Consider the following 14,098-nt stretch of genomic DNA (forward strand, 5'->3'; position numbering starts at 1 on the left):
ATGACAAAAAACCGCGGGTCCTCGCCCGTGGTGGGAGGGAGTGGCGGCATGAAGGTCCGGACCCTGGGGGAGAGCCTGGTCACCGCGTCGGGAACGGTGCGCTGGGAGCGGCTCGGCGATCCGGGCGGCGAGCCGGTCGTGCTGCTGCACGGGACGCCCTTCTCGTCGTACGTGTGGCACGAGATCGCGCCCGCCCTCGCCGCGGCCGGGTACCGGGTGCACCTCTGGGACATGCCGGGCTACGGCTCCTCCGCCATGCACGCCGGCCAGGACGTGTCCCTGCGTGCCCAGGGCGCGATCCTCACCGAGCTGCTCGCGCACTGGGGGCTGCGGGAGCCGTCCGTGATCGCGCACGACTTCGGCGGGTGCGTGGCACTGCGGGCGCACCTCCTGCACGGGGCCCGCTACCGGCGGCTCGCCCTGGTCGACCCGGTGGCCCTGCGGCCCTGGGGTTCGCCCTTCTTCCGGCTGGTCGGGGAGCACAGCCGGGTCTTCGAACAGCTCCCGGCGGCGCTCCACGAGGCCCTGGTGCGCGAGTACGTCTCCTCCGCGAGCCACACCGGTCTGCGCCCCGCCACGCTCGACGCGCTGGTCGGACCGTGGACGACTGAGGAGGGGCAGGCCGCCTTCTACCGGCAGATCGCGCAGGCCGACCAGCGCTACACCGACGAGATCCAGCCGCTCTACCCGTCGATGGACCTGCCCGTCACGGTCTGCTGGGGCACCGAGGACACCTGGATCCCGTTCGCCAAGGGGGAGGAGCTCGCGGGTCTGATCCCGGGGGCGCGGCTGGTGCCCGTGCCCAAGGCCGGGCATCTCGTCCCGCTGGACGCCCCCGCCCGGCTGACGAGCGAGCTGCTCACCTTCCTCACGACCTGAGACGCCCTCCACCCTCGGGGAACCATCAGGACCGAACAAAGTCCGACGGGATCATTGCTTCGATTGTGTGCGAGTCCTAGGGTGTGCCTGCTCAGCAGTTGCTCCCTCACCGTCAGTTGTCACGCGACTCAACAGAAACACCCATCCCGGGTTCGCAGTTGAGGATCGCATCTGACGTGCCCTCAGTCCGTGCGGCACCGCACCTGTCGAACCGAGGAAGGCCACGTTCATGCCACACCCCAGCCACCCGACCCCCGCCGAACGGCCCGTCGTCAGCCGCCGCCGTCTGCTGGAAGGGGGTGCCGCCGTACTCGGCGCGCTCGCCCTGTCCGCGTCGCCTGCCGCGGCCCACGCGGCCGGCCGGCGTCCGGCGGCGGACGGCCCGCCCGAGTGGAACGACGGCCTGAGCGTCTACCGGGTCGGCACCGAGCCGCCGCACACCACCCTCATGCCCTACGCGGACCTCGGACAGGCCCTGAAGGGCGACCGCGAGCGCTCGCCGTACCGGCTGAGCCTGGACGGCACCTGGAAGTTCGCCTACGCGGACCGCCCCGACGACCGGGACAAGGACTTCTACGGCACCGACGTCGACGACTCCGGCTGGGACACCGTCCCGGTGCCCTCGGCATGGCAGCTGCACGGCTACGACTTCCCGATCTACGTCAACATCACCTACCCCTGGTGGGGCCCCAACGGCGGTGGCGAGGACGCCCAGCCGCCCGCCGCCCCGACCCGCTACAACCCCGTCGGCCAGTACCGCCGCACCTTCACGCTGCCCCGCAACTGGTCCGGCCGCCGCACCTTCCTGCACTTCGAGGGCGTCAAGTCCGCCCACTACGTGTGGATCAACGGCGAACTGGTGGGCTACCACGAGGACTCCTACACCCCCGCCGAGTACGACATCACCCGCCACCTCAAGCCGGGCACCAACCAGATCGCCGTCGAGGTGTACCGCTACTCCGACGCGGAGTGGCTGGAGGACCAGGACATGATCCGGCTGAGCGGCATCTTCCGCTCGGTCCACCTCTACTCCACGCCGAGCGTCCACCTGCGCGACTTCCGCCTGGACACCCCGCTCGGCGACGGCTACACCAGCGCCGAACTCAAGGTCACCGCGCACGTCCGCGACTACGGCGGCAAGGGCGCGGGCCGCTACACCGTCGAGACCCAGCTGTACGACGCGCGCGGCCACGCCGTCTGGTCGCGGCCCCTGAACCGGCCCGTCGACGTCCCCGACGGCGACGAGGCCACCGTCAAGGCGTCCAGAGCCGTCCCCGGGCCGAGGCTGTGGTCGGCCGAGCACCCGAATCTCTACACCGCCGTGCTCCGCCTGCGCGACCCGGCCGGCAAGGTGGTCGAGACCCTCTCGCACCGGGTCGGATTCCGCGAGTTCGCGCTCAAGGACGGCCTGATGCGCATCAACGGCAAACCGGTCTCCTTCCGCGGCACCAACCGGCACGAGATGCACCCCGTCACCGGCTCGGCGCTCACCCGCGCGCAGATGGTCGAGGACATCAGGATCATCAAGCGCCTCAACATCAACAGCGTCCGCACCTCGCACTACCCCAACAACCCGCTCTGGCTCGAACTCGCCGACGAGTACGGCCTGTACCTCGTCGACGAGACCAACCTCGAGACCCACGGCATCCGCGACAAGTTCCCCGGCAGCGGCCACCCGGAGTGGACCGAGGCGTGCGTGGTCCGCGCCCAGAACATGGTCCACCGCGACAAGAACCACGCCTCGGTGGTCATCTGGTCGCTCGGCAACGAGGCCGGCGGCGGCACCACCTTCAACGCCATGCACGACTGGATCCGCTCCTACGACTCCACCCGCGTCATCCAGTACGAGGGCGACGACCGCCCGGGCATCAGCGACATCCGCTCCGAGATGTACGACAGCCCGCAGCGGGTCGAGCAGCGCGCCAAGGACACCGGCGACACCCGGCCGTACGTGATGATCGAGTACTCCCACGCGATGGGGAACTCCAGCGGCAACTTCAAGAAGTACTGGGACATCGTCCGCCGCTACGACGTCCTCCAGGGCGGCTGGATCTGGGACTTCGCCGACCAGGCCCTGCGCTGGCCCACTCCCACCCGCAAGCTGCTCACCGAGTCCGGCCCGGGCGCGCTGCGCGGCGAGGTCATGGCGCCCGCCGGCACCTTCGACCGCGACAAGGGCGTCAGCGGGGGCACCGTCTTCCCCCGCGACCCCGGCCTCGACCTCACGGGCTCCCTGACGCTGGAGGCCTGGGTCACCCCGCGCGTGACCGGCTTCCACCAGCCGATCCTCGCCAAGGGCGACACCCAGTACGCCCTCAAGCAGACCGACGAGAACCTGGAGTTCTTCATCCACGGCGGCGGCCAGTGGGTCACCGCGAGCTGGGCGCTGCCCGACGGCTGGACCGGCGCGGAGCACCACGTCGCCGGTGTCTTCGACGCGGACGCCGGCACGCTCACCCTGTACGTCGACGGCCAGGTACGGGGCACCAGGACCACCACCCGGCGCCCCGCCAACAACACCGCGTCCCTGTCGCTCGCCACCGACATCGACAACCCGACCCGGGAGTTCAGCGGCACCATCCGCCGGGCCCGTGTGTACGCCCGGGCGCTGAGCGCCGCCGAACTGGCCTCCACCGCCCGCAAGCCCGACGACGAGGGCGTGCGCTTCTGGTTCGACGCCGCCACCGCCGGCTTCACCGAGAAGCGCCCGCGCGACAAGACGTTCTACGCCTACGGCGGCGACTGGGGCGACAACCCCAACGACGGCGCCTTCGCCGGTGACGGCATCGTCACCGCCGACCGCGGCCTCACCGGCAAGTCCGCCGAGGTCAAACAGGTCTACCAGGCCGTCAACGCCACGTCGGCCGCCGGCGGCCCGGGTGCCGTCACGCTCACCAACGAGTACCTGTTCACCAACCTCCGCGAGTTCGACGGCCGTTGGACCCTCGTCGCCGACGGCGAGGTCGTCCAGCGCGGCCGCCTCACCCGCGACCAGCTGAACGTGGCGCCGCTGAGCAGCAAGGACGTCAAGATCCCGGTGCGGCTCCCGGCCCGGCCCGCGCCCGGCACGGAGTACTTCCTCCAGCTCTCCTTCACCACCAGGGAATCCACCCCGTGGGCCAGGGCCGGTTTCGAGGTGGCAAAGCAGCAACTCGCCCTGGACGCGGGCAGTCCGGCCGTGCGGCCCACGCCCCTGCGGAGCGTGCCCGCCGTGAGCCACACCGACGGGGACAAGACCGTCACCGTCAAGGGCAAGGGCTTCGCCCTCACCGTCGACAAGGGCACCGGGACCATCACCTCCTACGAGGCGGGCGGCACCCGTCTGATCACCTCCGGACCCGTCCCCAACTTCTGGCGCGCGCCCACCGACAACGACCGCGGCAACGGCCAGCACACCCGCAACCAGACCTGGCGCGACGCCGGAGCGAAGCGGAAGGTGACCGACGTACGGGTACGGCCCCTGGACGGCCGGGCCGTCGAGGTCACCGTCACCGGCACACTGCCCACCACCACCGAGTCGGCGTACAGCACCACCTACACGGTCTTCGGCAACGGCGAGATCAAGGTCGACAACACCCTGCACCCGGGCGCGGCCGGCCTGCCGTACATCCCGGAGGTCGGCACCCTGCTGTTCCTGCCGCGGAGCCTGGACCGGCTGCACTACTACGGCCGGGGCCCCGAGGAGAACATGTGGGACCGCGACAACGCCACCGACGTGGGCCTGTACTCGGGAACCGTCTCCGGGCAGTGGACCTCGTATCTGCGCCCCCAGGAGAACGGCAACAAGACCGATGTGCGGTGGGCCGCGCTGACCGACGGCAGGGGACGCGGACTGCTCGTGTCCGGTGAGCCGCTGCTGGAGGTCAACGCCTCGCACCTGACCCCCGAGGACCTGTCCGTCGGGGCCCGGCACGACTACCAGCTCACCCCCCGGGACGCGGTGGTCCTGCGGGTCAACCACCGCCAGATGGGAGTGGGCGGCGACAACAGCTGGGGCGCGCACACGCACGACGAGTTCAAGCTGCTCGCGAACCGCGACTACGCGTACACCTACCGGCTGCGTCCGCTGACGCGCGTGAGCGAGGCGATGGAGGCCTCACGACGGCCGACCGCCACCGACTAGAACCGGCGGTGGGACAGCGGCGCCGCCTCAGTCGGCGGCGTCGCTGATCCCCAGGCGCAGATGCTCCACGTGGAACACCGCCTGGTCGAGCAGCTCGGCGACATGGTGGTCGTGCAGCGCGTAGACCACCGAACGGCCCCGCCGCTCGCCCACGACCAGACCCAGATTGCGCAGCAGCCGCAACTGGTGCGAGCAGGCCGACTGCTCCATGCCCACCTCGGCGGCCAACTCCGTGGCCGGCAGCGGGCCTTCGCGCAGCCGCGCCAGGATCAGCAGCCGGGAGGGCGTGGACAGGGCCTGGAGTGTGGTGGCGACCTTCGCGACGTTGTCCGCGTCCAGGCGTACCCGGTCGGCGGTTTCCGGTGCGGGGGTGACGGCTCCATGACCCATGCCGTCATCGTACCGGCCCCGTCCGCACACATGAATGAATCTTCATCTGTACCGGCCGACCGCGGGGTCGGCGCACGTCGATGTCGGATTCTCGCCAGCCCCGCCCCCGCCCGGTGCCGGATGCTGGACCCATGCAGATGGGGATGCACACCGACACCGAGCGCTGCGTACGCGCCGTCCGCTCCAAGGACGCGCGCTTCGACGGCTGGTTCTTCACGGCCGTCCTGACCACCGGAATCTACTGCCGTCCCAGCTGCCCGGTGGTGCCGCCCAAGCCGGAGAACATGGTCTTCCACCCCAGCGCGGCGGCCTGCCAGCAGGCCGGGTTCCGGGCCTGCAAGCGCTGCCGGCCCGACACCAGCCCCGGCTCCCCGGAGTGGAACCAGCGCGCCGACCTCGTGGCCCGCGCCATGCGGCTGATCGCCGACGGCGTCGTGGACCGCGAGGGCGTGCCCGGCCTCGCCGGCCGCCTCGGCTACAGCACCCGGCAGGTCGAGCGCCAGCTCCTCGCCGAAGTGGGCGCGGGCCCCCTCGCGCTCGCCCGCGCCCAGCGCGCCCAGACGGCCCGGCTGCTCATCGAGACGACCGCCCTGCCCATGGCGCAGATCGCCTTCGCCGCGGGCTTCGCCTCGATCCGCACCTTCAACGAAACCGTCCGCGAGGTCTTCGCCCTGCCCCCGAGCGAGCTGCGCGCCCGCGCCCCGAAACGGCAGGGCGCGAGCACCCCCGGCGCGCTGTCCCTGCGGCTGCCGTTCCGCGCCCCGCTCAACCCCGACAACCTCTTCGGCCACCTCGCCGCCACGGCCGTACCCGGCGTGGAGGAGTGGCGCGACGGCTCCTACCGCCGCACCCTGCGCCTGCCGTACGGCCACGGCATCGTGGCCCTCACCCCCAACCCGGACCACATCGCCTGCCGCCTCACCCTCAGCGACCTGCGCGATCTGACCGTCGCCATCAGCCGCTGCCGCCGCCTGCTCGACCTGGACGCCGACCCCGTCGCCATCGACGACCAGCTCCGCACCGACCCGGTCCTCGCGCCCCTGGTCGACAAGGCGCCGGGACGGCGGGTGCCGCGCACGGTCGACGAGGCCGAGTTCGCCGTCCGGGCCGTGCTCGGCCAGCAGGTCTCCACCGCCGCCGCCCGTACCCACGCCGCCCGCCTGGTCGACGCGTACGGCGAACCGGTCGAGGACCCCGAGGGCGGCCTCACCCACCTCTTCCCGGCCCCCGAGGCCCTCGCGGCGCTCGACCCCGCGTCGCTGGCGATGCCCCGCACCCGCCGCACCACCTTCACCACCCTGGTCCACCGGCTCGCCGACGGCGACCTCCACCTCGGCGTGGAGAGCGACTGGCCGCGCACCCGCGCCCTGCTCCTCGCCCTGCCCGGCTTCGGCCCCTGGACGGTGGACGTCGTCGCCATGCGCGCCCTGGGCGACCCCGACGCCTTCCTCCCCACCGACCTCGGCATCCGCCGCGCGGCCCGGGAACTGGGCCTGCCGTCCACCCCCGCCGCGCTCACCGCACGCGCCGCCGCCTGGCGCCCCTGGCGGGCCTACGCCGTCCAGTACCTCTGGGCGACCGACAGCCACCCGATCAACTTCCTTCCGGTATAGGGACGTCCGATGAAGCAGCACACCGTGACCGACAGCCCGTACGGCCCCCTCACCCTCGTCGCCGAGGACGGCGTCCTGTGCGGCCTGTACATGACCGACCAGCGCCACCGTCCGCGGCAGGAGACCTTCGGCACCCGCGACGACACCCTGTTCGCGCAGGCTGAGGAGCAGCTGAAGGCCTACTTCGCGGGCGAACTCAAGGAGTTCACCGTCGAACTGCGCCTGACCGGCACCCCGTTCCAGCGCACCGTCTGGGACGCGCTGCGCGGCATCCCCTACGGCGAGACCCGCACCTACGGGCAGCTCGCCCACACCCTCGGCGCCCCCACCGCCTCCCGCGCCGTCGGCCTCGCCAACGGCCGTAACCCCATCGGCATCATCGTCCCCTGCCACCGCGTCATCGGCGCGAACGGCGGCCTGACCGGCTACGGCGGCGGCCTGGAACGCAAGCGGCGCCTGCTGGACCTCGAGCGGGGCGCCGCCCTGTTCTAGGGGGTCTCCCCGAGCCCGCGCAGCAACTCCGGCAGCGCCGTGCCGATGGGATCGCGGACGATGTCGTCGGCACGGTCGTCGTACGGGGTCGGCTCGGCGTTGACGATGACCAGGCGGGCGCCGTGGTCGGCGGCCACACCGGCGAGACCGGCGGCGGGCTGAACCTGAAGGCTCGTGCCGACGGCCACGAAGACCTGGCAGGCCTTGCTGATGGCGGCCGCCTCGCCGAGGACGACGGGGTCGAGCCGCTCACCGAACATCACCGTCGCCGGCTTCAGGATCCCGCCGCACTCCCGGCAGGGCGGATCCTCCTCGCCCGCCTCCACCCTGGCGAGCGCGTCCGCCATCGGACCGCGGGCCCGGCAGCCAGTGCAGACGACACTCCGTGCCGAGCCGTGCAGTTCGAGCACCTTGCGGGCGGGCATCCCCGCGAGCTGGTGCAGCCCGTCCACATTCTGCGTGATCACCCGGACCGGCACCCCGGACCGCTCCAGCTCCGCCACCGCCCGGTGCGCCGCGTTGGGCTCGGCCCGCAACGCTCCCGTCTCGCGCCGCATCAGCCAGGAGCGACGGCGGATCCCGGCATCGCCCATGTAGTACTCGTACGTGACGAGCTTCTCGGCCTCGGGATCCCGCCGCCACAGCCCGCCTGGCCCGCGGTAGTCCGGGATCCCGGAATCCGTGCTGATGCCGGCACCGGTGAGCAGGGCGACGAGCGGCTTGGTCATGCCACCGACACTAGGACGGGCCCCGGGGCGGCGGCGACGGGATATCGGGCGGTGTGCCGAGGGGATGCGGCCGGGCCGGTCAGAACACCCGCCGTCCGTCCTCCAGCTCCGCCGTGCCCGAGCCGTCCGCCAGCACGTCCAGTGCGGCCAGGACCCGGCCGCGCAGGGTGCCCCGCAGATACTCCGGCAGTTCCTCTCGGGAGACCAGGCGCCAGGACAGCAGCTCCTCCTCCTGGAGGCGGATCGCCTTGAACTCGTCCTCGCCCAGCACTCCGCCGTCGTACACGTACGCCACCAGCGGCGGGCGGCCCGTGCCGTGCACCCAGTCCACCACCAGCAGCCGGCCGGGCTCCCGGTCCAGGCCGATCTCCTCGGCCGTCTCGCGCCGCGCGCCCTGCCGCGGGGACTCGCCGTCGTCGGACTCGACGGTGCCGCCGGGCAGCACCCAGCCCTCCCGGTAGTTCGGCTCGACGAGCAGCACACGGCCCTCACCGTCCCGGAACAGGGTGGCGGCACCGGCCAGGACACGGGGCAGCGAGGCGATGTAGGCGGCGTAGTCAGCGGAGGCGGTCATCGGTGCAGGGTATCCACCGGGCCGTCCGCCTCACATCCGCTCGATCAGGCCGCCCGCTCCGCCAGCCGCAGCGTCCGTTGCGCCAGCTCGCTGATCCGTACCCCGTCGAAGCCGAAGACCGCGCTGCGGACCGTGTCCTCCAGCGGGGCCTTCCACTGGTCGGCGATGGCGCCGGCCCCGCCGAACACACCGGCGGTGAGGACGGCGGCGTTCGGGACGGTGTGGATCCAGCCCATGCCCGCGGTCTCCTCGGCGACCGTGGTCAGCGTGTCCTCCCAGGACATCCGGGTGTCGTGCAGCGAGACCACCCGCCGTACCGCGCGGGCCAGGCGGCTGCTCGCCGGGATCACCGCCAGGGCCTCGTCGACGGCGCGCCGCACGGTGGGCGCCGTGAACGCCGCCGCGATCAGCGCCGCCGCCCACATCGCGCCGTACACCCCGTTGCCGGTGTGCGACAGCACCGCGTCCCGGCGGGCCAGCAAGGCGGCCCGGCGCGGGTCACCCGGGCTTGTCCAGCCATGGACGTCGGCGCGGATGAGGGCGCCGATCCACTCCTGGTAGGGGTTGTCGTACGTCGCCGTCAGCGGCGGCCTCAGCCCGCTCGCGAGGTTGCGGTACGCCGCCCGCTCGGCGGTGAACGTCTGCAGATACGGCAGCCGCAGCAGCCACAGCTCGCCGACCTGCTCCGTGCTGAAGCCGAAGCCGTGGGTCTCCAGCAGGTCGAGGCCGAGGATCGCGTAGTCGACGTCGTCGTCACGGCAGCTGCCGTGGATGCGACCGCGGACGCACTGGCGCCACTCGGGGCGCAGCTCGGCCCCGTCGCGCTCGCTGACCGGCTCGGGCAGGTAGTCGGTGAGCGGCAGCGCCGAGGCCCCTTCGAGGTAGCGGTCGATGCGGGCGCGGGTCCACACATCGCCCTGTTCGACCGGCTTGCCCAGCATGTTTCCCGCGATGCGGCCGGTCCAGCCGCCGAGGATGCGGTCGGAGAGCGCCGTTCCGGTGTCAACGAGGGTCATGGTTGCCGTCTACCCGTGTTCGCGCAGTTCCCCGCGCCGCTGAGGACGCCGGTCCAGGGGGTGGGCAAAGGCTGACGGGCGGGGGCTCCTCCGGTTAAGGTCACAGCGGCGCGACTGGCCCTGACATGCGTGAGGGCCCGGAGAGCAAGGGGAGTGCAAGTGGCGGACGCTGCAGTGAGCGACACCCGTGGGACACGGCGGGTGCTCGTCGCCGCGGACAAGTTCAAGGGGTCGCTGACGGCCGTCGAGGTCGCCGAGCGGGTCACGGCCGGACTGCACCGGGTGCTGCCCGGGCTCGAGGTCGAGGCGCTGCCCGTGGCCGACGGCGGCGACGGGACCGTGGCCGCGGCCGTCGCGGCCGGTTTCGAGCGCCGGGAGGTACGGGTCGCCGGCCCCCTCGGCGACGAGGTGACGGCGGCGTACGCGCTGCGCGAGGGCACCGCGGTCGTGGAGATGGCCGAGGCGAGCGGGCTGCAACGGCTGCCCGACGGGGTCTTCGCCCCGCTCACGGCCTCCACGTACGGCTCCGGCGAGCTGCTGCGGGCCGCGCTGGACGCGGGCGCCCGCACGATCGTCTTCGGGGTCGGCGGCAGCGCCACCACCGACGGCGGCGCCGGGATGCTGTCCGCGCTGGGCGCCCGGTTCCTGGACGCCGACGGCGAGCCGGTGCCCCCGGGCGGCGGCGGACTGGCCGCACTGGCCACGGCCGACCTGTCGGGCCTCGACCCCCGCCTCAGCGAGGTCGAGCTGGTCCTCGCGAGCGACGTCGACAATCCGCTGACCGGCCCGAAGGGCGCCCCCGCGGTCTACGGCCCGCAGAAGGGCGCCTCGCCCGACGATGTGACGGCCCTGGACACCGCGCTGGCGCACTTCGCGAAGGTGCTGGAGGCCGCTGTCGGCCCCGAGGCGGCCGAGTACGCGGCGTCGCCGGGCGCCGGAGCGGCGGGCGGCATCGGCTACGGCGCTCTGCTGCTGGGCGCCCGGTTCCGCCCCGGCATCGAGGTGATGCTCGACGTCCTGGGCTTCGCACCCGCCCTGGACCGCGCCGACCTGGTCATCACCGGCGAGGGCTCCCTCGACGAGCAGACCCTGCACGGCAAGGCCCCGGCCGGTGTCGCCGCGGCGGCCCGTGCCGCGGACAAGGACGTCGTGGCGGTCTGCGGCCGTCTCGCCCTGCCGCCCCAGACCCTGGGCCGGGCCGGCTTTCGCAGGGCCTACCCCCTGACGGACGAGGAACCGGACGTGGCGAAGTGCATCGCCGAGGCGGGACCGATCCTGGAGCGGGTCGCGGAACGCATCGCCAGGGACTTCCTGACCTGAGCCGGGCGCCTTCGCCTGTCCCCAGCGCCGCGGACATGAGAAAGGCCCCGAGCCGAGAGCTCGGGGCCTTCCTCATGTCTTCCGTCGCTACGGCAGCTGCGCCGCCCGCGCCTCGCGGCGATTGCCGCGGAAGTTGTTCACCCGGCGGGCCGTCGCGAACAGCGGGATCACCGCACCCATCACCAGCTGGAGCGCACAGCCCGTCTGGAGCAGCAGCTGGCCGCTCGGCGCGTCGAACGCCCAGGCCGCCATCATGCCCATGCCCACGACGATCCAGGACAGCATCGCCACGGCGAGCCGGCCCCGCGGCTTGGGGTACTCCACGCGGCTCACCATCAGCCACGCCGTTCCCAGGATCGCCAGCAGCGTCGCCACGAAGGGCAGCTCCAGCAGCACGATGGACACGACCGTCAGTGCGCCGAACGGTGACGGCATGCCCTGGAAGGTGCCGTCCTTGACCGTGACGCACGAGAACCGGGCAAGCCGTAGCACTACCGCCAGCAGCACCACGATCGCCCCGACCGCCGCGACCCGCTGGTACGCGCCCTCGGCCACCATGCCGTAGACGAGGACGAAGTACGCCGGCGCCAGGCCGAAGCTGATCAGGTCGGAGAGGTTGTCCAGCTCGGCGCCCATGGGGGAGGAGCGCAGCTTGCGCGCGACCAGGCCGTCGAACAGGTCGAAGACCGCCGCGCACAGCATCAGGATGACCGCCGTGGCCGCGCTGTTGCGCGCCATGCCGGACTCCTGGCTGCCCATGAGGTCGGGGATCAGGATGCCGGTGGTGGTGAAGTACACCGCCATGAAGCCGCACGTGGCGTTGCCGAGCGTCAGCGTGTCCGCTATCGACAGGCGAAGAGAGAGGGGCATCTCCTCTTCTTCGTCCACCTCGTCGGCCTCCGGGACCCAGCCGGCCTTGGTATCAGGATCAATCACGGTCAATGCGAGTCACCCCAGCCACGGTCTTCTGTCCCACCTCGACCGCGACCTCCACGCCCTCGGGCAGATAGAGGTCGACACGCGAGCCGAAGCGGATCAGGCCGATCCGCTCGCCCTGCTCGACCTTGGTGCCCTGAGGCAGGTAGGGGACGATGCGACGGGCGACCGCGCCGGCGATCTGGATCATCTCGATGTCGCCGAGCTCGGTGTCGAAGTGCCAGACGACACGCTCGTTGTTCTCGCTCTCCTTGTTGAAGGCGGGAACGAAGCCACCGGGGATGTGCTCGACCGACGTCACCGTGCCCGCCAGGGGCGCGCGGTTGACGTGGACGTTCAGCGGGCTCATGAAGATCGCGACGCGCGTGCGGCCGTCCTTCCACGGCATGATGCTCTGCACCACACCGTCGGCGGGCGAGATGACCCGGCCCTGGGTGATCTCGCGCTCGGGGTCGCGGAAGAACCACAGCATTCCCGCCGCGAGCGCGGTGGCGGGAACGGCGACGGCCTTGGCGGCGCCGGAGCGCCGGGCCCGCGCCAGACTGAGGGCTGCGGTGGCGACGGTCGGAAGGAGCCACGGCGATGCTCCGCGCGCGAGGCGTACGCCGGCCCGGCTGTCGCGTGGTGCAGAGGTTTGGCTGTGGGGCATGGATGACCTTCGTAGCGGATGATGCCGCACTCTGACGGGGGACGGCGGCTTTCCGGCGATCGTAGCGGCTCGGAGCCGTAACTGGGTAAGCCAGGCAGCCGAGTCGGCGGCAGAAGAGTGTTGACGGGGTGTGATCTTCTTCTCCAAGAAAACACCCCGTATCCGGACATCTAGCCCTGGAATCGATACTCTTCGAGCAGCCGCCTGCCGATGATCATTTTCTGGATCTCGGCGGTACCTTCACCGATGAGCAGCATCGGGGCCTCGCGGTAGAGGCGCTCGATCTCGTACTCCTTGGAGAAGCCGTAGCCGCCGTGGATCCGGAAGGCGTCTTCGACGACCTCCTTGCAGTACTCGGAGGCGAGGTACTTCGCCATCCCGGCCTCGAGGTCGTTTCGCTCCCCGGAGTCCTTTTTGCGTGCTGCGTTCACCATCATCGCATGGGCGGCCTCGACCTTGGTAGCCATCTCGGCCAGCTTGAACTGGATCGCCTGGTGCTGGGCGATCGCCTTCCCGAAGGTGTGACGCTGCTGCGCGTACTGGACGCCCAGTTCGAACGCACGCTGAGCGACCCCACAGCCACGCGCCGCCACATTGACGCGACCGACCTCGACGCCGTCCATCATCTGGTAGAAGCCACGGCCGGTGACCCCGCCGAGCACGCGATCGGCGGGAATCCGCAGGCCATCCATGATGAGCTCGGTGGTGTCGACCCCCTTGTAGCCCATCTTGTCGATCTTGCCGGGGATGGTGAGGCCGGGACGCACCTCGCCGAACCCGGGCTCCTTCTCGACGAGGAAGGTCGTCATCGACTTGTGGGGCGCCGTACCCTCGGGGTGACCTTCGTCACTTCTGACCAGCACGGCCACCAGAGACGACGTTCCGCCGTTCGTCAGCCACATCTTCTGGCCGTTCAGGACGTACTCCTCGCCGTCCCGCACCGCCTTCGACGTGATCGCCGACACGTCCGAACCCAGGCCCGGCTCCGACATCGAGAACGCGCCCCGGATGTCGCCGGCCGCCATCCTCGGCAGGAAGTGGTCCTTCTGCTCCTGCGTGCCGTGCTGCTTGAGCATGTACGCCACGATGAAGTGGGTGTTGATGATGCCGGACACCGACATCCACCCCCGGGCGATCTCCTCGACGCACAGCGCGTACGTCAGGAGGGACTCGCCCAGGCCGCCGTACTCCTCGGGGATCATCAGGCCGAACAGGCCCAGTTCCTTGAGGCCGTCGACGATCGCTTGCGGGTACTCGTCGCGGTGCTCCAGCTCGGTCGCGACCGGAATGATCTCCTTGTCCACGAAGTCCCGGACGGTGGACAGGATCTCCTGCTGGATGTCCGTCAGACCGGCGGTCTGGGCGAGTCGCGCCATGG

12 protein-coding genes are annotated in these 14,098 nt (G+C 71.5%); 5 read left to right on the top strand and 7 right to left on the bottom strand.

Annotated elements, in window-relative coordinates; genetic code table 11:
* Positions 1-48 precede the first annotated feature (48 nt).
* Together ACFZDE_RS14365 and ACFZDE_RS14370 are read left to right on the top strand one after the other, a co-directional pair.
* Positions 49-879, top strand: coding sequence for an alpha/beta fold hydrolase (locus tag ACFZDE_RS14365; protein WP_390995276.1), 831 nt, complete (start codon positions 49-51; stop codon positions 877-879).
* A gap of 229 nt (positions 880-1,108) precedes the next feature.
* Positions 1,109-5,002, top strand: a complete 3,894-nt coding sequence (locus tag ACFZDE_RS14370; RefSeq protein WP_391200061.1) for a glycoside hydrolase family 2 TIM barrel-domain containing protein — start codon at positions 1,109-1,111, stop codon at positions 5,000-5,002.
* 27 nt (positions 5,003-5,029) lie between these two features.
* Here ACFZDE_RS14370 and ACFZDE_RS14375 read toward each other — a convergent pair whose 3' ends face one another.
* A complete protein-coding gene (locus ACFZDE_RS14375; protein WP_391200062.1) occupies positions 5,030-5,392 on the bottom strand; it encodes a metalloregulator ArsR/SmtB family transcription factor in 363 nt (120 codons plus the stop codon).
* Positions 5,393-5,535: 143 nt separating this feature from the next.
* Here ACFZDE_RS14375 and ACFZDE_RS14380 point away from each other — a divergent pair, with 143 nt between their 5' ends.
* Both ACFZDE_RS14380 and ACFZDE_RS14385 read left to right on the top strand, forming a co-directional pair.
* Positions 5,536-7,005, top strand: a complete 1,470-nt coding sequence (locus tag ACFZDE_RS14380; RefSeq protein WP_391200494.1) for an AlkA N-terminal domain-containing protein — start codon at positions 5,536-5,538, stop codon at positions 7,003-7,005.
* Positions 7,006-7,014: 9 nt separating this feature from the next.
* Positions 7,015-7,497 carry a methylated-DNA--[protein]-cysteine S-methyltransferase gene (locus ACFZDE_RS14385; RefSeq protein ID WP_390995285.1) on the top strand — a complete coding sequence of 161 codons (483 nt, stop codon included), beginning with the start codon at positions 7,015-7,017 and terminating at the stop codon, positions 7,495-7,497.
* On the opposite strand, the gene ACFZDE_RS14390 is transcribed toward ACFZDE_RS14385, so the two are convergent.
* From ACFZDE_RS14390 to ACFZDE_RS14400, 3 genes are all read right to left on the bottom strand, one after another.
* Positions 7,494-8,225 (bottom strand): Sir2 family NAD-dependent protein deacetylase, encoded by a 732-nt coding sequence (locus ACFZDE_RS14390; RefSeq protein ID WP_391200063.1) that lies wholly within the window; start codon positions 8,223-8,225, stop codon positions 7,494-7,496. The two genes, ACFZDE_RS14385 and ACFZDE_RS14390, sit on opposite strands and share 4 nt — an antisense overlap.
* A 79-nt stretch (positions 8,226-8,304) precedes the next feature.
* Positions 8,305-8,799 carry an NUDIX domain-containing protein gene (locus ACFZDE_RS14395; RefSeq protein ID WP_391200064.1) on the bottom strand — a complete coding sequence of 165 codons (495 nt, stop codon included), beginning with the start codon at positions 8,797-8,799 and terminating at the stop codon, positions 8,305-8,307.
* A 44-nt stretch (positions 8,800-8,843) separates the two neighbouring features.
* Complete coding sequence (locus ACFZDE_RS14400) at positions 8,844-9,815, bottom strand: ADP-ribosylglycohydrolase family protein (RefSeq protein ID WP_391200065.1); 972 nt, start codon at positions 9,813-9,815, stop codon at positions 8,844-8,846.
* Between the two features lie 201 nt (positions 9,816-10,016).
* Between ACFZDE_RS14400 and ACFZDE_RS14405 the strand changes: the two genes are divergently transcribed.
* A complete protein-coding gene (locus ACFZDE_RS14405; protein WP_391200495.1) occupies positions 10,017-11,135 on the top strand; it encodes a glycerate kinase in 1,119 nt (372 codons plus the stop codon).
* Positions 11,136-11,222: 87 nt separating this feature from the next.
* Here ACFZDE_RS14405 and pssA read toward each other — a convergent pair whose 3' ends face one another.
* The 3 genes from pssA to ACFZDE_RS14420 all read right to left on the bottom strand — a co-directional run bounded on the left by pssA (position 11,223) and on the right by ACFZDE_RS14420 (position 14,096).
* Positions 11,223-12,005, bottom strand: a complete 783-nt coding sequence (pssA, locus tag ACFZDE_RS14410; RefSeq protein ID WP_037832427.1) for a CDP-diacylglycerol--serine O-phosphatidyltransferase — start codon at positions 12,003-12,005, stop codon at positions 11,223-11,225.
* A 58-nt stretch (positions 12,006-12,063) separates the two neighbouring features.
* Positions 12,064-12,720, bottom strand: coding sequence for a phosphatidylserine decarboxylase (locus ACFZDE_RS14415; protein WP_033309199.1), 657 nt, complete (start codon positions 12,718-12,720; stop codon positions 12,064-12,066).
* 170 nt (positions 12,721-12,890) lie between these two features.
* Positions 12,891-14,096 (bottom strand): acyl-CoA dehydrogenase family protein, encoded by a 1,206-nt coding sequence (locus ACFZDE_RS14420; RefSeq protein WP_390995294.1) that lies wholly within the window; start codon positions 14,094-14,096, stop codon positions 12,891-12,893.
* Positions 14,097-14,098: the final 2 nt, after the last annotated feature.

The organism is Streptomyces sp. NPDC007929, assembly GCF_042959065.1.
Taxonomy (GTDB): domain Bacteria; phylum Actinomycetota; class Actinomycetes; order Streptomycetales; family Streptomycetaceae; genus Streptomyces.